This window comes from Aminobacter sp. Piv2-1 (assembly GCF_037625995.1).
GTDB lineage: Bacteria > Pseudomonadota > Alphaproteobacteria > Rhizobiales > Rhizobiaceae > Aminobacter.
The window spans coordinates 179,054-198,805 of sequence record NZ_JARKMU010000004.1; the positions used below are offsets into that span (position 1 = coordinate 179,054).

Annotated in this window: 18 protein-coding genes; 9 read left to right on the forward strand and 9 right to left on the reverse strand. The window is 64.2% G+C overall.

The features are described from left to right. Nucleotides 1-9: 9 nt before the first annotated feature. The 4 genes from AmiPiv_RS09150 to AmiPiv_RS09165 all read right to left on the reverse strand — a co-directional run bounded on the left by AmiPiv_RS09150 (nucleotide 10) and on the right by AmiPiv_RS09165 (nucleotide 4,079). Nucleotides 10-972: a dihydrodipicolinate synthase family protein gene (locus AmiPiv_RS09150; RefSeq protein ID WP_340037073.1), complete on the reverse strand. Its 963-nt coding sequence runs from the start codon at nucleotides 970-972 to the stop codon at nucleotides 10-12. Nucleotides 973-1,094: 122 nt separating this feature from the next. Next, nucleotides 1,095-1,799 (reverse strand): GntR family transcriptional regulator, encoded by a 705-nt coding sequence (locus AmiPiv_RS09155; protein WP_340037074.1) that lies wholly within the window; start codon nucleotides 1,797-1,799, stop codon nucleotides 1,095-1,097. 380 nt (nucleotides 1,800-2,179) lie between these two features. Beyond that, nucleotides 2,180-2,821 (reverse strand): Vgb family protein, encoded by a 642-nt coding sequence (locus AmiPiv_RS09160; RefSeq protein ID WP_340037075.1) that lies wholly within the window; start codon nucleotides 2,819-2,821, stop codon nucleotides 2,180-2,182. 37 nt (nucleotides 2,822-2,858) lie between these two features. Then, nucleotides 2,859-4,079 carry a helix-turn-helix domain-containing protein gene (locus AmiPiv_RS09165; RefSeq protein ID WP_340037076.1) on the reverse strand — a complete coding sequence of 407 codons (1,221 nt, stop codon included), beginning with the start codon at nucleotides 4,077-4,079 and terminating at the stop codon, nucleotides 2,859-2,861. Nucleotides 4,080-4,225: 146 nt separating this feature from the next. Between AmiPiv_RS09165 and AmiPiv_RS09170 the strand changes: the two genes are divergently transcribed. Together AmiPiv_RS09170 and AmiPiv_RS09175 are read left to right on the forward strand one after the other, a co-directional pair. Further along, nucleotides 4,226-5,020, forward strand: a complete 795-nt coding sequence (locus AmiPiv_RS09170; protein ID WP_340037077.1) for a DUF899 domain-containing protein — start codon at nucleotides 4,226-4,228, stop codon at nucleotides 5,018-5,020. Further along, entirely contained in the window at nucleotides 5,017-5,295 is a 279-nt protein-coding gene (locus tag AmiPiv_RS09175; RefSeq protein ID WP_340037078.1) for a hypothetical protein, read from the forward strand. The genes AmiPiv_RS09170 and AmiPiv_RS09175 overlap by 4 nt, the downstream gene beginning before the upstream one ends. 134 nt (nucleotides 5,296-5,429) lie before the next feature. Here the strand turns inward: AmiPiv_RS09175 and AmiPiv_RS09180 are convergent, their stop codons facing one another. Then, entirely contained in the window at nucleotides 5,430-5,897 is a 468-nt protein-coding gene (locus AmiPiv_RS09180; RefSeq protein ID WP_340037080.1) for a hypothetical protein, read from the reverse strand. A gap of 226 nt (nucleotides 5,898-6,123) precedes the next feature. Here AmiPiv_RS09180 and AmiPiv_RS09185 point away from each other — a divergent pair, with 226 nt between their 5' ends. Beyond that, nucleotides 6,124-7,287 carry a helix-turn-helix domain-containing protein gene (locus AmiPiv_RS09185; RefSeq protein WP_340037081.1) on the forward strand — a complete coding sequence of 388 codons (1,164 nt, stop codon included), beginning with the start codon at nucleotides 6,124-6,126 and terminating at the stop codon, nucleotides 7,285-7,287. 149 nt (nucleotides 7,288-7,436) lie between these two features. Here AmiPiv_RS09185 and AmiPiv_RS09190 read toward each other — a convergent pair whose 3' ends face one another. Beyond that, complete coding sequence (locus tag AmiPiv_RS09190; RefSeq protein WP_340037082.1) at nucleotides 7,437-7,871, reverse strand: MucR family transcriptional regulator; 435 nt, start codon at nucleotides 7,869-7,871, stop codon at nucleotides 7,437-7,439. A gap of 300 nt (nucleotides 7,872-8,171) precedes the next feature. Between AmiPiv_RS09190 and AmiPiv_RS09195 the strand changes: the two genes are divergently transcribed. Next, nucleotides 8,172-8,474: a hypothetical protein gene (locus tag AmiPiv_RS09195; protein WP_340037083.1), complete on the forward strand. Its 303-nt coding sequence runs from the start codon at nucleotides 8,172-8,174 to the stop codon at nucleotides 8,472-8,474. Between the two features lie 122 nt (nucleotides 8,475-8,596). Here AmiPiv_RS09195 and katG read toward each other — a convergent pair whose 3' ends face one another. After that, nucleotides 8,597-10,789, reverse strand: a complete 2,193-nt coding sequence (gene katG / locus AmiPiv_RS09200; protein ID WP_340037084.1) for a catalase/peroxidase HPI — start codon at nucleotides 10,787-10,789, stop codon at nucleotides 8,597-8,599. A 313-nt stretch (nucleotides 10,790-11,102) separates the two neighbouring features. Here katG and AmiPiv_RS09205 point away from each other — a divergent pair, with 313 nt between their 5' ends. Continuing rightward, nucleotides 11,103-12,029, forward strand: a complete 927-nt coding sequence (locus tag AmiPiv_RS09205) for a LysR substrate-binding domain-containing protein (protein ID WP_340037085.1) — start codon at nucleotides 11,103-11,105, stop codon at nucleotides 12,027-12,029. 25 nt (nucleotides 12,030-12,054) lie between these two features. Here the strand turns inward: AmiPiv_RS09205 and AmiPiv_RS09210 are convergent, their stop codons facing one another. Both AmiPiv_RS09210 and AmiPiv_RS09215 read right to left on the reverse strand, forming a co-directional pair. Next, nucleotides 12,055-12,516: an acyl-CoA thioesterase gene (locus tag AmiPiv_RS09210; protein WP_340037086.1), complete on the reverse strand. Its 462-nt coding sequence runs from the start codon at nucleotides 12,514-12,516 to the stop codon at nucleotides 12,055-12,057. A 200-nt stretch (nucleotides 12,517-12,716) separates the two neighbouring features. Beyond that, nucleotides 12,717-14,819: a bifunctional rhamnulose-1-phosphate aldolase/short-chain dehydrogenase gene (locus tag AmiPiv_RS09215; RefSeq protein WP_340037087.1), complete on the reverse strand. Its 2,103-nt coding sequence runs from the start codon at nucleotides 14,817-14,819 to the stop codon at nucleotides 12,717-12,719. Nucleotides 14,820-15,053: 234 nt separating this feature from the next. Between AmiPiv_RS09215 and AmiPiv_RS09220 the strand changes: the two genes are divergently transcribed. The 4 genes from AmiPiv_RS09220 to AmiPiv_RS09235 are packed head-to-tail and all read left to right on the forward strand — an operon-like array spanning nucleotide 15,054 to nucleotide 19,745. After that, nucleotides 15,054-15,830 (forward strand): DeoR/GlpR family DNA-binding transcription regulator, encoded by a 777-nt coding sequence (locus tag AmiPiv_RS09220; protein WP_340037088.1) that lies wholly within the window; start codon nucleotides 15,054-15,056, stop codon nucleotides 15,828-15,830. Then, complete coding sequence (locus tag AmiPiv_RS09225; protein WP_340037089.1) at nucleotides 15,827-17,236, forward strand: FGGY-family carbohydrate kinase; 1,410 nt, start codon at nucleotides 15,827-15,829, stop codon at nucleotides 17,234-17,236. Before AmiPiv_RS09220 ends, AmiPiv_RS09225 begins: the two co-directional genes overlap by 4 nt. Continuing rightward, nucleotides 17,233-18,747 (forward strand): sugar ABC transporter ATP-binding protein, encoded by a 1,515-nt coding sequence (locus AmiPiv_RS09230; protein ID WP_340037090.1) that lies wholly within the window; start codon nucleotides 17,233-17,235, stop codon nucleotides 18,745-18,747. The genes AmiPiv_RS09225 and AmiPiv_RS09230 overlap by 4 nt, the downstream gene beginning before the upstream one ends. Then, complete coding sequence (locus tag AmiPiv_RS09235) at nucleotides 18,744-19,745, forward strand: ABC transporter permease (RefSeq protein ID WP_340037091.1); 1,002 nt, start codon at nucleotides 18,744-18,746, stop codon at nucleotides 19,743-19,745. Before AmiPiv_RS09230 ends, AmiPiv_RS09235 begins: the two co-directional genes overlap by 4 nt. The last annotated feature ends 7 nt before the right edge of the window (nucleotides 19,746-19,752 follow it).

Here is a 19,752-nt window from a genome sequence, read left to right on the forward strand (position 1 = left end):
AGGACTGGATCAGCCCTTGTACTTCTCGACCGCGCCGGGGAGCTTGCTCCACTCGCCATACCAGGCGTTGAACAGCTTGAACTGCGCCTCGCAGTAGCCGCGCTGGCTCTCGGTCAGGGCGTCGGTCTCGTTGAAGTGGAGCGTGTACTCCTTGTCGCCCTTCAGCACCATCATGTGCTTGAAGTAGAGGACCAGGTCGGGTCCTTCGTCGAAGGACGACAGCACGGCCAGCGCCTGCTCCAGCTCCAGCGCGCGCTGGCGGGCGTCGACGTCGCCGGCTGCGGCTGCGTGCGACAGGTTGCAGAGGTGGATCACTTCCTTCGGCAGCACGTTGCCGATGCCGGTGATGGCACCGGTCGCGCCGCAGTTGACGAAGCCGTGGAAGACGGCCGTGTCGACGCCGATCATCAGCGAGACGCCGTCATCGCGGCTGGTGATGTTCTCGGCCGCATAGCGCATGTCGGCCGCGCCGCCGAATTCCTTGAAGCCGACGAGGTTCTTGTGCTCGGCGCGCAGCGCGAAGAACAGGTCGGCGCGGGTGGCGAAGCCGTAGTACGGGCTGTTGTAGATGACCGCCGGCAGATCGGGGGCAGCCGACAGGATCGCCTTGAAATGCGCCTTCTGGGCAGTGATCGAAGAACCACGCGACAGCACGCGCGGGATTACCATCAGGCCTTGGGCGCCGACTTTCTGGGCGTGGGCGGCATGGGCAACGGCCGAGGCGGAGTTGATGCCGCCGGTGCCGACGATGACCGGCACGCCGGCCTTCACCAGGCGCTCGACGCCTTCCATGCGCTGCTCGTCGGTGAGCAGCGGCCAGTCACCCATCGAGCCGCAATAGACGACGGCCGACATGCCCTGCGCGATCAGCTCCTTGCTCTTGCGGACGAGCGCGTCGAAGTCGGGGGTGCGGTCCTCCTTGCAGGGGGTCATCAGTGCGGGGATTACGCCGGAGAAAATCTTGGCCTTCATCTCAAACTCCTCTTGGGGCCTGTCATCGGCATGATCGCCACGCCAAACGGCGCCGTATCAGTGCCCTCGCCGCTGATTATACGCTTTGCATTTTATTTGTCGACAAGAAATCGACAGCGATCTCACAATGCCACTTCAAGCCTCTGGTCGCGGGTGAACAGCTTCTGGATCTGGTGCACGATCTGCTCGGCATGGGCCTTGGCCAGCCGGTCGGCGGCGTCGACGTCGCGGGCGGCGATCATGGCGATCATGTCCTCGTGCTCGTCGACGAAACGCTGCGGCAGCCGGTCTTCATAAGACTGGTAATAGAGCCTGAGGATACGCCGCCCCTCGTCGAGCAGGCGGTTGAACAGGCTGGTGAAATAGGGATTGCGCCCGGCCTCCGAGATCGCCTGGTGCAGCGCCGCATTGGTGGCGATCATCGCGAGTGCGTCCTGGGCCTGAACGGCGGCTGCGAACTCGGCCTGGTGGGCGCGGATGATCTTGAGGTCCTCGGCGCGGTGGTGCTGCGCGGCAAGGCGCGTCGTCACGCGGTACATCAGCACCAGAGCGTCGAAATAGGTATGCATGTTGAGAAAGTCGATGTTCGACACCATGGTCGAGCGGTTGGGCAGCGTATCGATCAGACCCTCGCCAGCCAGCCGCACCAGCGCCTCACGGATGGGCGTGCGCGACATCTTGAACCGCTCGGCCAACTGCACCTCGTCGATCGGGCTGCCCGGCAGCAGCACGAGATCGAGAATCTCGTCGCGCAGAAGGTCGTAGACCACCTTCACGCCCGAGCCGCGCTTGCGTTCGGGAACACCAGCCTTTTCTTTCTTGGTCATATTCTTCTCCTTGTCGACAAAATGGATACTGTTCCCGTGCGAACCGATCAACAGGTTCCAGCATCGTCGCGTCAAAGAGTGTGCAGACCTTCCCGAGCACTTCTTCGTCCGAGCAGTTCAAACCGACGCTTTCACGAACGCTGCCATCGTCCGAAAGGACGAATGAAGCCGCTGCCGAACGATCTAGAAGGTCCGGCAGCGTGCGTTTCCTTGCAAGACTTTGGCCGACTGGGCGAGGACGGGCTGGCCGAGCATGCCGATTGTTCGACCTCCGGCTGAGAAGCCGGCACGATCTGCATGGTGGCGCTGCCGGGGAACCAAGCTTTTTTCTGGGCCGTCGGCCCGGACACGGCGCCGGTGCGCGTTGGGAGTATCGGCCGTCACCTGGTCCCGTGCGGGCGTCGGATGGCCCTTACCCGTCCGCTGTTTCCACCGCCGCAGAAGAACTGCTCGCCGCCATCGGATTCCAGCCCCGATACCCCCACATCTGGCGGCATATCGAGCATCTCCAGGACCCTTCCGGTGTCGGGATCGATCCGCCGCACATCGCTCCCGTCACCGTCCCAGGTGGCGTGCCAGAGTTCGCCGTCCACCCAGCTCACGCCGGTGACGAAGCGGTTGGACTCGATGGTGCGGAGAACGATGCCCGTATCGGGGTCGACCTGATGGATCTTGCGGCCGCGATGTTGTCCGACCCACAGCGTCCCTTCCGCCCAGGCAAGGCCTGAATCGCCACCGCCTCCTGGTGCGGGGATGCTGGAGAGGACGTTGCCGGTTTCCGGATCGATCTTGTGGATGCGGTCCTCGGCGATCTGAAACAGGTACCGACCGTCGAAGGCCGTTCCAGCGTGCGCGGCTACATCGATGGTGCGGACTATCGTGCCGCTGGCGGGGTCGAGGGCGTTCAGCCTGTTGCCGGATGCAAACCAGACGTGGCGGCCGTCAAAGGTGACGCCGCCCACGTGGTTGACGCCGGGAAAGGGGCCGTATTCCTGAAGGATTTCAGCGTTGGCGTGTTTCATCTGCTCATACCCATGGAACCATAAGTCAGCCCAGATCCTAGCCGCTCGGCAGCGGACCGGGGAGTAACAGTGTTGTCGGGAACCCTGGCACGGGCGGTGTCATCCATCGGCGTGCGCGCCCGCGCCCGAAGGACTGCACCTTGCTTGAGTTCGAAAGCTGCTCGAGCGCACGCTGTACGCCGCGCGGGCTGATACCAAGAGCGATCGCCAGGGCCGAGCTCGACCAGGCTTCTCCGTCCGCGAGCAAGGCGAGAACTTCGGCATGCTGCTCTTCGGCGCTTGGAGCCAGCACGACGACCTCGGCCGCAAATCGCGGCGACAGTGCGAAGCCCCGGTCCGTCGCATTCACCTCAGCGAGTGTTCCAAGTTCCGCACGTAGCCGCCCGACTTCCACCCGAAGTCGGGCACGGTGCGATTCATCCGCATGCTTCGCCCGGAAGGTGCGCCTGACGAGCGCTTCCCGCGTGACGTCCGCGGGCCACCCCTCGGCCAGCACTCGCGCAAGGGAAAACAGCACCGGGCGTGTCGCAAGCGAGACCGTCGTCCCGCCGCCCCTCACTACGTTGCGGCAGGCGTCTATGACGAAGGCGTCCGAAGCCAGCAGCGCCTCGACCTCCTCCAGGATGAGAAAACGCTCTTGTCCGCGCGCGACGGCACGCGCTGCCGGCTGCGTCAGCAGCAGTGAGACGCTTTCCACCTCCGCCATCAATGCCGGAATGCCGGCCGCCTGCGCCTCATACTCGGCTCTGCGTAGCGCTGCGCGTGCCTCTTTCGTCCTCAGGTGCCGGATTGCGATCCCCGCCGCCGCCAGCTCGTAGGCGGCTCTCAGTGCGGGCGAGAGCGGCGCGGGATCAACTTCGGAAAGCAGGCGCCCGGCCTCATCGAGACGGCCGATCAGCAGGAGGCGGCGGGCTGCGAGAACGCCTGCGTGTGCGGCATTGATGCGATCGCCGCGTCGTTCGAGCATTGTCCGTGCCGCATCGAGCGCCTTGGCAGGCCAGGTGAGGTCGCGCGATACCAACGCGATCTCAGCTTCGGCGACCACGCACCGCGCACGCGCGACCGAGTCCTTCTGCCCGAATGCGCGGGCGGCTCGCCTGAGAAGCTCCTTCGCTCGACCGAGATCGCCGAGCTGCGCCATTGCGATGCCGCGCAGCGCAAGGGCGGGTGCATCGTCGCGCAGCGCGATCCTCTTCAATGCGAGGAGGGGATCGCCCACGGCAAGCGAGTGTGCGGCGGCCGTGATCAGCGAGTCCATGGCAATCCCGTCACACTTGTTACTCCCACCCTTCGATCTTCCAGTGCCAGATCTGTCTCGACGCCGACAAAGCGATGAGGCGCAAACGGGAAACGCGCTTCAGCCGTGAGGCGCGGGAAGTCGCTAAACCCAGGAGGTCCAAAGCCATGACTACATCAGCCGAGAACGGACGGAAAGGCAGTCAGACTGCCATGCATACGCCACCGGTCGTGTCGCCGCAGGCGTGGGAAGATGCCCGCAAGCAGCTGCTTGTGAAGGAAAAAGCCCAAAGCCGCGCCCGGGACGCACTGGCGGCCGAGCGCCGGCGCATGCCGTGGATGGCCGTGGAGCGGGCCTATGCCTTCAAGGGGCCTGCGGGCAAGGCCAGCCTGCTCGACCTGTTCGACGGCCGGCGCCAGCTGATCGTCTACCGGGCCTTCTTCGAGCCCGGGGTCTACGGCTGGCCCGACCGTGCGTGCCGTGGTTGCTCCATGGTGGCCGACCAGGTGGCCCACGTCGCCCACCTGAACGCCCGCGACACCACCCTCGTCTTTATCTCGCGGGCGCCGCAGGCGGATATCGCGCGGTTGAAGGCGCGGATGGGCTGGGAGATCCCTTGGTTCACCATCACGGACGGCTTCGATGCCGATTTCGGCGTGGACGAGTGGCACGGCACGAACGTGTTCTACCGCGACGGCGACCGGGTGTTCCGCACCTACTTCCTCAACAATCGCGGCGACGAGCAGATGGGGAATACCTGGAACTACCTCGATATCACGCCACTGGGCCGGCAGGAGGCCTGGGAGGACTCGCCCGAGGGTTATCCCCAGACCCCGACCTACAAGTGGTGGAACTGGCATGACAGCTACGTCGCAGACGCAGCGCCCGACAAGAAGTGGGTCGAGGTGTCGGATGCCGGAGAGGCAGCCTTCCGAGAGCAGAATGCGGGCGCGAAGCCATGAGCCGGGCCTGTTGCGACAAGTTCGGCGGCGAAGAGGCGCCCAGCCAGGACCCTTCAGCTTTCGGGTTGCCAGATTGGTTGGCGCTGGCGGCAGCGCCAACCTTCGCCACGATGGCGCTGCTGAGTGGCATCCACGCCGGCAGCGCAGTAGAAATGATCTGCCCGGCCACGGACGCTTCGCCGTTGAGCGGGATGGTCACGATGTACCTGCTGATGAGCTGCTTCCACGCGGGCCCCTGGCTGAAGCTGATCTGCGAGCGCGCACCGGTTGCTTGAGGGTGCGGCGACCGGTCATGGCGTACAGTCCGCCATGACCGGTCGCGCATGTCCGGAACCGGTATCAAAGTCGCATGATATACGGAATTGATCGAGCCTTGCTCGGCGTCATCGGGTTGACGCGAGCTCCCGGATCAAAAATGCCGCGTAGCACCTGAGCCGTTGCGAACGACTCGGGTCGAACGGCCGCGCCTGACCGATCCATCGTCGAACGAGCGGCTCGCGCCCGGGGTGCATGCCGGCGTGCAAGCGTCTGCTTTCGGCGCCGTCGAATCCTGGAACTCAGTCTCGCAGCCCGTGTTTCCCGTGCTTGGCAGCTTGGCCGTCAACAACCCCAAAATCTCTGCGCACTCATGGGCGCTATACCCGCCATATACCATCAGTTGATAGTAATCAGCTCGTTTGTCTTCCGGGACGTGGAAGCCGCGCCGAAATGCGGCCGCGTCCTTGTAGGTTCGAGTGCAGCCAAGCTTGCTGGCGCTGACCTTCAGACTTGCCAGAGAACATCCGATCCTGGCCGCAATATCCTTCAGAGGTTCATTCTTGACGTATCCGTCAAGAATGATCTTACGACGAGCTTCTCCTTTGATCCTTGCATTCATTTCGGGACCTCCTCAGCCACGCATCCGCCATACCTGAGTGAATACGCCCAAAGGCTTCGGGGAGTCGTTAGCGTCGCATCCGGATACTTGTCCGGGAGTGCATTTCTCACGCCGCAGGTCAGTGTGATCGCCGGCCTCTCAAAAGGGCCATATCAACCGTGAAGTCTTGCCATATGCCCGCGAAGCACCACATGCTTTTGAAGGCATGGACATACCGGAACTCGATATGGCACCAGGCGACGGGGACGCCAAGAGGCAAGACGAGGCAATGGCGAGGCCGGCGCCGCCACTCGACGGCGATCGACGTCGCTGGCCACGCGATGTGCAACGTGACGATGAGGCTGCTCCGTCACTTGCGCCGGTGCTTGAACCTTTGTCGTTTTCAACGCGTGAACTGGCTTCGGAGGATCAATTTGCCGCCTGGCAGGCGCATATGTCACCGCTTGTCGAAGTCAGGCTGCCAGACGACAGATCGCCGGACGACGGTTTCCCGGCCGACCACATAGCCTGGAACCTCATTGGCATGCTGATCGTCCAGCAGTGCGCACCGGCACATAGCTACGTGCGTTCTGCTGCGAAGCTTCGGTCCAGTTCGATCGATCACTGGCATCTTGTCTTGCGGCATTCCGGCCAGTCGTGGACGGAGGTCGATGGCAGGGTCGCGGAATGCGCGCCGGAAAGATTGGAGATCAGATCTCTGGGTCACCCGTTTCGCGGGCGAACGACGGATTCCAGGAGCCTCGTTCTTTACTTGCCGCGCGATCTGTTCAGTGATGCAGCGGCAACCCTTGACGCACAAAACAATTCCATTCTGTCGGGCAACCTCGCCAATCTCCTGGTCGACTACGTCAACAGCATCGAGGCAAGACTGCGCAGCCTCACGGCCGAAGACCTGCCCCGCATCGTGCATGCCACGCGCAGCATGATCGTTGCCTGCCTGGCGCCTCCAGCGGAACACGCTGCGGCCGCAGAACAATTGGCGGGTGTCGCGCTCATAGAGCGCGCGCGCCGATATGTTCACCACAATCTGCATGCGGCCAACCTGACGCCGGATTCGATGTGCCGGGCGCTCGGCGTGTCGCGCACGCGCCTCTACCAGCTGTTCGAACCGAGTGGCGGCGTTCTCCACTACATACAAGGCCGGCGGCTGATGGCGGCTCACGTGGCGCTCAGTGATCCGACCGACAGCCGGCGCATTGTCGCCATCGGCGAAGCCGTCGGGTTCAGTTCGGCAGCCAACTTCAGCCGCGCCTTCAGCAAGGAGTTCGGCTACAGCCCCCGCGAATGTCGGAATGCGGCGCTGTTGCCGCCTGCTGCCCATCCTGTTTCGCCTGCCAGGCACGAGAAGGCCTCTTCCTTTGAAGAATGGCTCAAGGCACTCGGCAGTTGAGGGGGCTGGCCGTGGTGGGATGGGCTGAGATCAAGGGAGAGGCCTGCCGGCACGACGGCAGACCTCTCGGAGTTCGGGAACATCGACCATGCTAGCCTAGACTGGTAAACGTTCCGCTGGGCAAGCGTCCGCCCGCATAGGTGTGGCGTTCAGCTGCGTTGCTTTGTCTTGCGCTTCTTTCCCAGTCCACTCGTCTTTGCGAGTTCCGATCGCTTTGCACTATGCGCGGCGGCAACCGAGGGATAGTTCTCCGGCAAATTCCAGCGCTCCCGATAGCCTTCAAATGTCAGGCCGTGCTCCTCGCGCAGGTGACGACGCAGGGATTTGTATTTCTTGCCGTCCTCCAGGCAGATCAGATGATCATGCTGAATGGACGCGTTGACGGGAACTGCGGGTCTACCGACGGAAACGGCGGAATGCTCGTTCGGGTCGCCTTTCTTTGTCCGCAGCCGCGCGATAGCTGCGTGGACGTCGCTTATCAGCTCGGGAAGGACCGTGGTCGGTATCTGATTGTTAGAAACATAGGCCGTCACAAGATCGGCGGTAAGCTCAACCAAGCCGTCATTGGCTTCGGTGGCGGTCATTACATTCTCCCAAAATATGTTGCCTGGCCGCCTGCCCGGGAGGCAAGCTATAGCGGCCCGACCCGATGGTGCAAGTGATGTTGACGCTACGTCAACAGCTCTGTTCATAGTGGCGAGTTTGCTGGAACCGGCAGGCCTGCATGTGGTTGTTCGTGCGCCCTGCAACGTATGCACCGGTTGCTACCAAGCTGCCGGCGGGGGTTTCCTCGCAAGGTCCGCTACGGATAGCTTCATTGAGCGGATGGTCGGGCACGGATCAACTGGTCGTGCGTTGCCAGCTCGGCTGAAGGAGGAAGCACAATGAACGTCGCCAACCTGCAACTCGAAGGCCTGCTCATGGCCGTCGCCGCAATCAATCGCCTGCTCGTCGACAAGGGAGTGCTGACGCGCCCGGAAATCGATGTCGCCTTGCGAAAGGTCGAGGCGACCGAGACTGCCGAGGACCGGTCGGAAGGCATGTCCCCGTCGAACAGGGACGCCATCAACTTTCCGATAAGATTGCTGGAACTGGCCAATCGCTCCCAGCTAGTGAACGTACCGTCGTTCTCATCGCTTGCTCGCCAAGTCGGTCAAATGAAGGAACCGTACAACGATCAGATGTGACTTGGTTCCATGCCGCCGCCGGCGCGAGAACTTCGGTCTGCCGGTAGGTTTCGTGCTGCATGGCGGGCAAGATGCTCCGACGCGGCCGAGAATCGGCCGCGTCAGGCGCCGTTGTACCGGGGTCAGGCGATGTCGAAGCGGTCTGCGTTCATGACCTTGTTCCACGCCGCCACGAAATCCCTGGCGAACTTGCCGCCGGCATCGGACGAGCCGTAGACCTCGGCCAGCGCGCGCAGTTGCGAGTGCGAGCCGAACAGGAGGTCGACGCGGGTTGCGGTCCACTTGACCTCGCCGCTGTTGCGGTCGCGGCCTTCGAACACGTCCTTGGCCTCCGACGTCGCCTTCCACACCGTGCCCATGTCGAGCAGGTTGGCGAAGAAGTCGTTGGAGAGCGTGCCCGGACGGGCGGTGAAGACGCCATGGGCCGAGCCGCCGGCATTGGCGCCGAGCACGCGCAGGCCGCCGACGAGCACCGTTAGCTCGGGCGCGGTCAGCTTCAGCAGCTGTGCCCGGTCGACGAGGTTCTCTTCTGCCGACAGGCGCTGCCTGCCGTTCGAATAATTGCGGAAGCCGTCGGCCGCAGGCTCGAGCGGGGCGAAGGACGAGACGTCGGTCTGCTCCTGCGAGGCGTCCATGCGGCCTGGCGTGAAGGGCACCTTCACCTCGTTGCCGGCATCCTTGGCTGCCTTCTCAATTGCTGCGGCACCGCCGAGAACGATCAGGTCGGCCAGCGACACCTTCTTGCTGCCCGACTGTGCGGCGTTGAAGTCCGTCCTGATCGCTTCGAGCTTGTCCAGCACCGAGGCCAGCTCGGCAGGCTGGTTGACGGCCCAGTCCTTCTGCGGGGCAAGGCGAATGCGCGCACCGTTGGCGCCGCCACGCATGTCCGAACCGCGGAAGGTCGAGGCAGAGGCCCAGGCAGTGGAGACCAGCTGAGACACTGAAAGGCCCGAGCCGAGGATCTTGGCCTTGAGGGCGGCGACATCGGCATCGTTGACCAGCTCGTGGTCGACGGCCGGGATCGGGTCCTGCCAGATCAGCTCTTCCTTCGGCACCAGCTTGCCGCGATAGCGGGCCAGCGGGCCCATGTCACGGTGGGTCAGCTTGAACCAGGCGCGGGCGAAGGCGTCGGCGAACTGGTCCGGGTTCTCGAGGAAGCGGCGCGAGATCTTCTCGTAGGCCGGGTCGAAGCGCAGCGACAGATCGGTGGTCAGCATCGCTGGCGCATGGCGCTTGGAAGCGTCATGCGCGTCCGGCACGGTGTTCGCACCCATGCCGTGCTTGGGCGTCCACTGGTGGGCGCCGGCCGGGCTCTTGGTCAGCTCCCATTCATAGCCGAACAGGTTCCAGAAGAAGTTATTGCCCCACTTGGTCGGCGTCGTCGTCCAGGTCACTTCCAGGCCGGAACCGATGGTGTCGCCGCCCTTGCCGGTGCCGAAGCTGTTGTGCCAGCCCAGGCCCTGCAGCTCGATGTCGGCCGCCTCAGGCTCTGCACCCACATTGGCGGCGTCGCCGGCGCCGTGGGTCTTGCCGAAGGTGTGGCCGCCGGCGATCAGGGCGACGGTTTCCTCGTCGTCCATGGCCATGCGGGCGAAGGTCTCGCGGATGTCGCGCGCGGCGGCGAGCGGGTCCGGATTGCCGTTCGGGCCCTCGGGATTGACGTAGATCAGGCCCATCTGCACGGCGGCCAGCGGACCTTCGAGTTCCCGGTCGCCGCTGTAGCGCTCGTCGGCCAGCCACTTGCCTTCCTTGCCCCAGTAGATGTCCTGCTCGGGCTCCCACACGTCGGCGCGGCCGCCGGCGAAGCCGAAGGTCTTGAAGCCCATCGATTCGAGCGCGACGTTGCCGGTCAGGATCATCAGGTCGGCCCAGGAGATCTTGCGGCCGTATTTCTGCTTGATCGGCCACAGCAGGCGGCGGGCCTTGTCGAGGTTGACGTTGTCCGGCCAGCTGTTGAGCGGGGCAAAACGCTGCTGGCCTGCGCCTGCGCCGCCGCGCCCGTCGCCGATCCGGTAGGTGCCGGCGCTGTGCCAGGCCATGCGGATGAACAGCGGGCCGTAATGGCCGAAGTCGGCCGGCCACCAGTCCTGCGAATCCGTCATCAGCGCGGTCAGGTCCTTGACGACGGCGTCGAGGTCGAGGCTCTCGAATTCCTTGGCGTAGTCGAAGGCCTCGCCCATCGGGTCGGAGAGGCTCGAATGCTGGTGCAGGACGCTGAGGTCCAGCTGGTTCGGCCACCAGTCGCGATTGCCCGTGCCGGTTGGCTTGTGCGCGACAGGGCACTTGCCAGCGCTCGTCTCAGTCTTGGTATCCATCTTGGTCTCCGGTCGTGGCTGCGTTGGTTGAACTGCCGGACACGAATGTCCGAGGCGGCCGGGTCATGGCCGCACGTGGCTACGTGGAATGGTCCTGCCGTCTGCAGGCCTCCGTGGAAGGCGCCATGGAAGCGATGCGAAACAGCGCGGCCTTGCCTGATGCCTTGGAGGCACCAGCAAGCCGCGCATCGCCAACGGTCGCGATGCCTGGGGATCGTGACACGGCTCCTCCTTGCCTTCCACATCAAATCTGTACCAAACGCCTTTCATTATCTAAAGTTGGATTTCCTGATTGCAGCGATAAGGCAAGGTTATGCTATATCTGACGCTCAAGCAGCTTCGATATTTCGAGGCGCTGGCGCGGCACAGCCATTTCGGCCGCGCGGCCGATGCCTGCGCCATCTCGCAGCCGGCCATGTCGGTGCAGATCAAGGATCTCGAGGAAAATCTCGGTTCCGAGCTGTTCGAGCGCAGCGCCCGCCAGGTCCGTCTCACCAGCTTCGGCGAGGAGTTCGCTGCCCGCGTCCGCGACATCCTGCGCTCGGTCGATGAACTTGAGGACCTCGCCCGCGCCTCGCGGGAGAGGCTTGTCGGGCGGCTGCGCATCGGCGTCATCCCGACGGTCGCGCCGTATCTTTTGCCCACCATCATCGGCAACCTCACCCGCTTGCATGACGGGCTGGACATCCATGTCCGCGAAACCCAGACGCAGAAGCTCATCCATGAGCTGGGCGAGGGTCGGCTCGACACGGCGATCGTCGCCCTGCCTGTGTCCGAACCGTCGCTGACCGAGGTCGCGCTGTTCGAGGAGAATTTTGTCCTCGTCCGCCCCGGCGAGGACGCTGGCAAGCCGGTGCCTGACCGCGAGATGCTGCGCGAGATGCGGCTTTTGCTGCTCGAGGAGGGCCATTGCTTCCGCGAGCAGGCGCTGTCGTTCTGCAACCTGCATTCGGCCCGCCCGCGCGAGCTGCTCGACGGAAGCTCGCTGTCGACGCTGGTGCAGATGGTCGGCGCCGGCATCGGCGTCACGCTGATCCCCGAAATGGCGGTGCCGGTCGAGACGCTGTCGGCCTCGGTCTCGGTCGCCCGCTTCAAGAGCCCGCAGCCATCGCGCACCATCGGCATGATCTGGCGCAAGGCGAGCCCGCTCGCCGACCAGCTGATGCAGATTTCCGAGGTGGTGCGCCAGTCGGCCGAGGCGCTGCGCGGGCAGAGCGGTGTAATGCCGCACAGATCGTGAACCTGACAGCAGATTCTTTCGCCGGCTAGCTCGGGTCGGCCGTTGCCGCGGCCCGGAAGCGCGCTTCGAACTCCCTGCGTAGTTCCCGGCGCAGCTCTGCCGCGCGATGTCGCCTTCGGTCGATGTCGGTCGACGGAACGAAGGGCGGCACTTGCGAGGGGCGGCCGTCGTCGTCCACGGCCACCATCGTGAAGTAGCAGGAGTTGGTGTGGCGCCGCTGGCCTGAGCGGATGTTCTCGGCTTCCACGTGGATGCCAATTTCCATCGAAGTGCGGCCAGCGAAATTGACGGACGCGCGGAAAGTGACCAGTTCGCCGACATTGATCGGCTCCCGGAACACCACCTGGTCCACGGAGAGCGTCACCGCGTATTTGTTCGAGTAGCGCGAGGCACAGGAGAAGGCGACGCGGTCGAGCAGATTGAGCAAGGCCCCGCCATGCACCTTGCCGCTGAAATTGGCCATTTCCGGCGTCATCAGCACGACCATTTCGAGCCGCCGCGTGTCCCTGTCTTCCACGTCCTGTCCTCTCGCTGGATGGCCAATGCCGCCGCGAAGCGGCGGTTCGATCCCAGTGTAGAGGAAAAGCCCGGCTGGGACCGGGCTTTTTGGGACAATGTAGTCGAAAAGGTGGGAGCGGGCGCGCAGTGGACAGGTCGGTTCCGCTGCGATGCAGGCTTAGTTCGCCCTCAGCGCGTAAAGCTCTGCGCGTTGCCGGCGTCGACGTTGATGATGTTGCCGGTCGACTTGGCCGACATGTCGGAAGCGAGGAAATAGACCGCCTCGGCGATGTCTTCCGGGAACACCGAGCGTTTCAGCATCGAGCGCTTGCGATAGTGCTCCTCGAGTTCGTCCGGCTGCATCGCATAGGCAGCGGCGCGTTGTTCGCGCCATTCGCCGGTCCAGATCTTGGAGCCGCGCAGCACGGCGTCGGGGTTGACGGTGTTGACCCGGATCTGATGGTCAGCGCCTTCCAGCGCCAGGCAGCGGGCGAGATGGATTTCGGCCGCTTTGGCGGTGCAGTAGGCGGCCGCGTTGGGTGAGGCTGCCAGACCGTTCTTCGAGGCGATGAAGACGATGTTGCCGCCGAGCTGCTGCTGCTTGAAGGTGCGGAAGGCCTCGCGCGACACCAGGAAATAGCCCTTGGCGAGGATGTCCATGTTGCGGTTCCACATGGAGAGTTCCGTGTCCTCGATCGGCGCGGACGACGAGATGCCGGCGTTCGAGACCAGGATGTCGACGCCGCCGAATTCGACGGCACTTTGGACATAGGCCGAGGCGACGCCGGACTCGTCGGTGACGTCGAGCTGCACCGGCCGCACGAAATCCTTGCCGAAGACCTTGCCCAGTTCCTCGTTGGCAGCGGCCAAGGCGGGGGCGTCGATGTCGGCGATCATTACGCAGGCGCCCTCGCGCAGCAGGCGGACGGCGGTTGCCTTGCCGATGCCGCCGGCGCCGCCAGTGACGAAGGCGATCTGCCCGGCCAGCGACTTGGGCTTGGGCATGCGCTGCAGCTTGGCCTCCTCGAGCAGCCAGTACTCGATGTCGAAGGCTTCCTGCTCGGGCAAGCCGACATAGGTCGACACCAACGAGGCGCCGCGCATGACGTTGATGGCGTTGACGTAGAATTCACCCGAAATCCTGGCCGTAGCCTTGTCGGCGGCGAAGGTGAACATGCCGACGCCGGGCATCAGGTAGACCACGGCGTTGGGATCGCGCACCGCCGGCGAATCCGCATGCTTGCTGCGGTCGTAGTAGGCCTGGTAGCCGGCGCGGTAGTCGTCGAGCGCCTTGGGCAGTGCCGCGACAACGGCATCGATGTCGGGTTTTGCCGGATCGAAGTCGATCACCAGCGGCCTGATCTTGGTGCGCAGGAAGTGGTCGGGGCAGGAGGTGCCAAGCGCCGCAAGATCGCGCAGGCGGTGCGAATTGACGAATTCCAGCACCGCGTCGCTGTCGTCGAAATGACCGAGCTTGCGCACGCCCTGCTGCGAAATCAAGCCGCGGATGCGGGGCATCAGCCGCGCTGCGATCGCTCGGCGCTCGGCAGCCGGCAGCGACTTTGCCGCAGCGCCGCCGAAAGCCCGCTGGCCCTTGGTGGCCTGCTCGAACCAGCCGATCGCCTTGTTGATGGTATCGATGGTGGTTGTGTAGCACTCCTTGGGCGTGTCGCCCCAGGTGAACAGGCCATGGCTCTCGAGCACCACGCCCTTGGCATCAGGATTCTCCTGGCAGAATTTCTCCAGCCACAGGCCGAGCTCGAAGCCCGGCCGCTTCCACGGCAGCCAGCCGATCTCTTCGCCGAAGATCTTCGCGGTCAGGGCCTTTGAATCCTTCGCAGCCGCGATCGCGATGATCGCGTCGGGATGCATGTGGTCGACGTAAGCCCTTGGAACATAGGCATGAAGGGGCGTGTCGATGGAGGCCGCGCGCGGATTGAGGTTGAAGGTGCAGTGCGGCAGGTAGCCGACCATCTCGTCCTCATGCGCGAGGCCGCGATAGAGCCCCTTCAGCGCCCTCAGCTTGTCCATGTAAAGGGTGGCGAAACCGTCGAGCTTGATCGATGCGCTGTCGCCGCCCGATCCCTTGACCCAAAGCACCTCGACCTCGCCACCCGTCAGCGGGTCCTTCTGCATGATCTTGGACGAGGTGTTGCCGCCACCATAGTTGGTGACGCGCTTGTCCGAGCCCAGGATGTTGGAGCGATAGACCAGACGCTCCGGCTCGCTCATGGCGGCCGACTTGGCGTCGTCCCACAGATTTGCAAGCCGCGTGGAGTTGGTGTCGAGCATGTCGGATTCCTCCCGGCGCGAGACAACTGGCGCCGCTCTCTTTTGGCGGTAATTCAGGCCAAGCCATGCGGTTTGTCAATCGCAAAAAGATTGAACTCGATCATTGTGCGCCGCAGTATGATCTAGTTGCAGCGTGATATGAGCAATTTGCGTCACAATTCGCTTGCGCATCAAATCGATTTGCGTAAGTTAACTCATGGCACAGCCTTTTTGCGAAGCCTGGGAGGTGTTTTCGTGAACGACCTGGTCCGCCAACGGCAGATCGTCGAGCTTTTGCGTGACCGGCCCTTTGCGTCGGTGCGCGATCTGCAGGAGCATCTGGGCGTCTCCGCAGCCACCGTGCGGCGCGATATCGACAAGATCGATGAGGCCGGCGGCGCCCGCAAGGTCTATGGCGGCATCTCCGCACTCGATGGCGCAGCACAGGGCACTGCCTTTGCACGTCCTTATGACGAAAACCGCGACCTGGCCGTCGAGCCCAAGCGGCTGATCGCCGAACTTGCCGCGACAATGGTTGCCGATGGCGATGCGGTCATCGTCAATGGCGGCTCGACCTGCTTCCACCTCGGCGTCAAGCTGGCAGACCGCAATGTCCGCCTGTTCACCAACTCCATGCCTCTGGCCGGTTATCTCGGCGAGCACGGCAAATGCACACTGACGCTTGCCGGCGGCGAGCTGCATCGCGAGCCCAGGGTCATCTACTCGCCGTCGCAGCCGATCAACTTCTATGCCTCGAAGTTCTTCCTGGGCGCGCAGGGTATCAGCCCCGATGGCCTGCTTGAATCGCATCCGCTGATGGTGCGCTCGATCCAGGAACTGAGCCGCAACGCCGACCAGATCGTCGTGCTGGCCGACAGCCGCAAGTTCTCGATCCACGCCCGCAATATCGCGCTGCCGCTGACGCGGCTGGCGATGGTCATCACCGACGACGGTCTCTCCGACCAACACGCCAAGATGCTCGAAAGCGCGGGTATCGCCCTGCGCATCGCGTCTAACGGGGGCGGGGCATGAGCGGGGCGCTAGCGGTCTTCGATCTCGGCAAGACGAACTCCAAGCTGTTCGTGTTCTCGGCTGACGGCACGTTGCTCGACGAGCGCCGCACCAAGCCGGTCTGGCATGATTTCCGCGGCCGCAGCGTGCTCGACGACGAGCGCCTTTTCGGCTGGATGAACCATGAGCTTGCAGACGTCGCCGTCGCCCATGGAGTGACGCGGATGATGATCTCCGCTCACGGATGCGCCTTTGCCCTCGTGCGCGGCAATGAACTGCTGCATCCAATCCTCGACTACGAGCAGGAGGTTCCGGAAACGGTGGCCCGTGCGATCGACCCGATCCTGCCTGACTTCTCCGAGACGTATACGCCGTGGCTGCCTTTGGGCTTCTCCATCGCCCGTCACATCTATTGGCTGCAGACCGAGGCGCCCGAGGTCTTCGCCGTCACCGAGGCGATCCTCTGCTATCCGCAATACTGGGTCTGGCGGTTCTGCGGCAAAAAACTCGCGGAATGGTCCTATCTCGGTGCACACAGCCAGCTTTGGGCGCCGCTGAATCGCGACTTCAGCTCGCTGGTAGAGCGGCTCGGCTGGCGTGACAGGTTCCCGGCGATCGCCCCCGCCGGCGCCGTCGTCGGTGAGACTCACGTGGCCATGCTCGATGGCGGCACCCTCGCCATTGCCGTGCACAATGGCGTGCACGATTCCAACGCGGCACTGGCCTACTACCGCATGACCGGGCTGAGCGATTTCACGCTGGTCTCGACAGGCACCTGGGTCATCATCATCAACCTCGACTGCCCGCTCGGCGCGCTCGACCAAGAGCGCGACATGATCGCCAATGTCACGGTCAATGGCGAGCCGGCGCCGTCGCTGCGCTTCATGGGCGGGCGCGAGTACGATCTGATCAGCGAAGGATGGAACAAGCCGATTTCGCAGGCGGCGGTCGAGCGCGTGATGGAGCGCGGCGTTTTCGCCATGCCGTCCTGGGCGGCGGGCGGGCCTTTTCCCGAGACGAAAGGGCATATCGTCGGCGGCGAGGTCAGCGGCGAAGCGCGCGCGGCGGTCGCTGCCCTCTATGTCGCGATGATGACCGACCTGTCGCTCGACCTGATCAAGTCGGAAAATCTCCTCGTGGTCGACGGCGGGCTGGCGAAGATCGATCTCTTCACCGCCATGCTGGCGCAGCTGCGCCCGACACAGTCGGTCGTGCGCTCGACGATGAGCGAAGGCTCGGCAACCGGCGCTGCGGCGCTTGCCTTCAAGGCGCTCGGTCTCAAGCCGTTCCAGGACGAGACAGTTCCGGTGTCGGCGAGCCACATTCCCGGTCTCGACGCCTATCGTGCTCGTTGGCGCGAACTGGCCGAAGGCGCGCGAGCCGCTGCCCGGGCGGCGAAGCCTGATGCGCAGGAGGCGAGCCGATGAGCAGTTCGACTGCCTATGTCAGCCTCACTGGCATGTCCAAGTCCTTCGGCGGCGTAAAGGTGCTGAAAGAGGTAAGCTTCGACGTTCGTCCCGGCGAAGTGCATGCGCTCCTCGGCGAAAACGGCGCCGGCAAGTCGACGCTCATCAAGATGATGTCGGGTCTCTACACGCCCGACGCCGGCACCATCACGGTCGACGGGCATGACGTGAAGTTCTCCTCGACCCGCGATGCGGGCGCGGCCGGCATCGCCACCGTCTACCAGGAGCTGCTGCTCTTCCCCGAGCTGTCGGTGGCCGAGAACGTGTTCCTGGGCAACTACCCGCGCACGGGCGCCGGCATCATCGACTGGGCTGAAGTGCGCCGCCGCACGCGCGACCTGCTCGACCAGCTCGACACCTTCGACCTCGATGTCGATGCCAAGGTGCTCAGCCTGTCCGTCGCCCAGCGCCAGCGCGTCGAGATCGCCAAGGCGCTCAGCAAGAACGCCCGCATCCTGATCATGGACGAACCGACCGCATCTCTGGTCGAGTCGGACGTGCAGCGGCTCATGGCGATCATTCGGCAACTGCGCGAGCGCGGCGTCGGCATCGTCTATGTCAGCCATCGCATGCCCGAGATATTCGCGCTGGCCGACCGGGTGACCGTGCTGCGCGACGGCGCCCACGTCGCGACGAAGGATATCGGCGAGGTCGACGAGAACCAGCTTGTCGCGATGATGGTCGGCCGCTCGATCGAGAGCCTGTTCCCGAAGGCGCAGGCAACGATCGGCGACACCGTGCTTCGGGTGAAGAACCTCAATCACGGCCGTCATGTCCGCGATATCTCCTTCGAGCTCAGGCGCGGTGAAATCCTCGGCATTGCCGGTCTCGTTGGCAGCGGCCGCACCGAGCTGGCGCTGACGCTGTTCGGCATGACGCCGGCAACGTCAGGCGAGATCGAGATGGAGGGCCGGGCGGTTCGCATCGCCTCGCCGCGCCAGGCGCGCGACCTCGGCATCGCCTATGTGCCGGAAGACCGCAGCCTGCAGGGCCTCGTGAAGTCCATGGCCATCCGCAAGAACGTGTCGATGGCGACCATCGAGCGGCTGTCGTCGGGCATCTTCATCAAGGCCGGCGAGGAGGCGCAGCGTGCGCTCGACGCGGTCAAGCGGCTCAGCATCCGCTGCCGCAACATCGGCCAGCCGGTCGGCGAGCTCTCGGGCGGCAACCAGCAGAAGGTGGTCATCGCCAAGTGGCTGGAGACCATGCCGAAGGTGCTGATCCTCGACGAGCCGACGCGCGGCGTCGATGTCGGCGCCAAGGCCGAAATCCACACGATCATGGGAGAGCTGGTGAAGCAGGGCGTGGCCGTCATCATGATTTCGAGCGAACTGCCGGAAGTGCTCGGCATGAGCGATCGCGTCCTGGTGATGAGCGGCGGCCGCATCACCGGCGAAATCGACCGCGCAGACGCCACGCCCGAACGGGTCGGCACTGCCATGACCGCGCATCGCACCGGGGAGGCGGCATGATGACGACGACAGTCGAAGCGACCGCCCGTTCGCGCTCGGTCCCCGCACGCCCGGGCTTCTTCAAGCGGCTTTTCGCCGAATACGGCCAGGAGGTCGTGGTGCTTGCCGCCATCGTCGTCCTGTTTGCCGTGGTGACGATGGTCAATCCGCGCTTCATAAGCGCCAACAACCTGACCACCATCTTCTCCGGCAACGCCTACATCGCGGTTGCCGCCATCGGCATGGCGATGGTCATCGTCACCGGCAACATCGACGTCTCGGTCGGCGCCCTGATCGGCGTGCTGGCGACGATTTCGGGCTCGCTTGCGGTTGCGGGCTATCCGATCTGGTTCGCCTGGCTGGCGCCCGTGCTGGTCGGCATGGCGGTCAACGCCGTCATCGGCGTGCTTGTCGCCTATGCCCGAATTCCATCCATCGTCGTGACGCTCGGTGCGCTGTCAATCCTGCGCGGCGGCCTGATCAGCGTCACAGGCGGCACCTGGATCACCGACCTGCCGCCCGACTATCTTATCGCACAGAAGCAGATCCTTGGCCTGCCCGTGCCGCTCGTGTTCATGGTCGTGTTGACGCTGCTTGCCGCCTTCTGGATGCGCTACACCGCCTTCGGCCGCTCGCTCTATGCCATCGGCGGCAATGCCGAGGCAGCCCTTGCCACAGGCATTCCGATCGCGCGCCGCACCGTCGCCGTCTTCGTCATCCATGGCGCCTTTGCCGGCCTGGCCACCATCCTGTTCGCCACGCAGCTGCAGGTCATCCAGTCGACGGTGCCGCCAAATCTCGAACTGACCGTCATCACCGCGGCTGTCATTGGCGGCGTGTCGATCCTCGGCGGCTCGGGCACGGTCATCGGCTCGACGCTGGCGACCATCCTGTTCGCCACCATCGGATCGGCCCTGATCTTCGTCAACGTCTCGGCCTACTGGCTGCGCGCCGTGATCGGCCTGCTGATCCTGGCGACTGTGCTGGCCGACATGCTGCGCCGGCGCGGCAGAGGCTGAAGGGCAT

Bases quoted from the DNA above. Each gene is read 5' to 3' on its own strand.
- AmiPiv_RS09180 (WP_340037080.1), bottom strand. From the start codon at position 5,897: ATGAATGCAAGGATCAAAGGAGAAGCTCGTCGTAAGATCATTCTTGAC.
- AmiPiv_RS09195 (WP_340037083.1), top strand. From the start codon at position 8,172: ATGAACGTCGCCAACCTGCAACTCGAAGGCCTGCTCATGGCCGTCGCC.
- AmiPiv_RS09170 (WP_340037077.1), top strand. From the start codon at position 4,226: ATGACTACATCAGCCGAGAACGGACGGAAAGGCAGTCAGACTGCCATG.
- AmiPiv_RS09175 (WP_340037078.1), top strand. From the start codon at position 5,017: ATGAGCCGGGCCTGTTGCGACAAGTTCGGCGGCGAAGAGGCGCCCAGC.
- AmiPiv_RS09160 (WP_340037075.1), bottom strand. From the start codon at position 2,821: ATGAAACACGCCAACGCTGAAATCCTTCAGGAATACGGCCCCTTTCCC.
- AmiPiv_RS09225 (WP_340037089.1), top strand. From the start codon at position 15,827: ATGAGCGGGGCGCTAGCGGTCTTCGATCTCGGCAAGACGAACTCCAAG.
- AmiPiv_RS09155 (WP_340037074.1), bottom strand. From the start codon at position 1,799: ATGACCAAGAAAGAAAAGGCTGGTGTTCCCGAACGCAAGCGCGGCTCG.
- AmiPiv_RS09235 (WP_340037091.1), top strand. From the start codon at position 18,744: ATGATGACGACGACAGTCGAAGCGACCGCCCGTTCGCGCTCGGTCCCC.
- AmiPiv_RS09190 (WP_340037082.1), bottom strand. From the start codon at position 7,871: ATGACCGCCACCGAAGCCAATGACGGCTTGGTTGAGCTTACCGCCGAT.
- AmiPiv_RS09165 (WP_340037076.1), bottom strand. From the start codon at position 4,079: ATGGACTCGCTGATCACGGCCGCCGCACACTCGCTTGCCGTGGGCGAT.
- AmiPiv_RS09210 (WP_340037086.1), bottom strand. From the start codon at position 12,516: ATGGTCGTGCTGATGACGCCGGAAATGGCCAATTTCAGCGGCAAGGTG.
- AmiPiv_RS09205 (WP_340037085.1), top strand. From the start codon at position 11,103: ATGCTATATCTGACGCTCAAGCAGCTTCGATATTTCGAGGCGCTGGCG.
- AmiPiv_RS09185 (WP_340037081.1), top strand. From the start codon at position 6,124: ATGGCACCAGGCGACGGGGACGCCAAGAGGCAAGACGAGGCAATGGCG.
- katG (WP_340037084.1), bottom strand. From the start codon at position 10,789: ATGGATACCAAGACTGAGACGAGCGCTGGCAAGTGCCCTGTCGCGCAC.
- AmiPiv_RS09215 (WP_340037087.1), bottom strand. From the start codon at position 14,819: ATGCTCGACACCAACTCCACGCGGCTTGCAAATCTGTGGGACGACGCC.
- AmiPiv_RS09150 (WP_340037073.1), bottom strand. From the start codon at position 972: ATGAAGGCCAAGATTTTCTCCGGCGTAATCCCCGCACTGATGACCCCC.
- AmiPiv_RS09230 (WP_340037090.1), top strand. From the start codon at position 17,233: ATGAGCAGTTCGACTGCCTATGTCAGCCTCACTGGCATGTCCAAGTCC.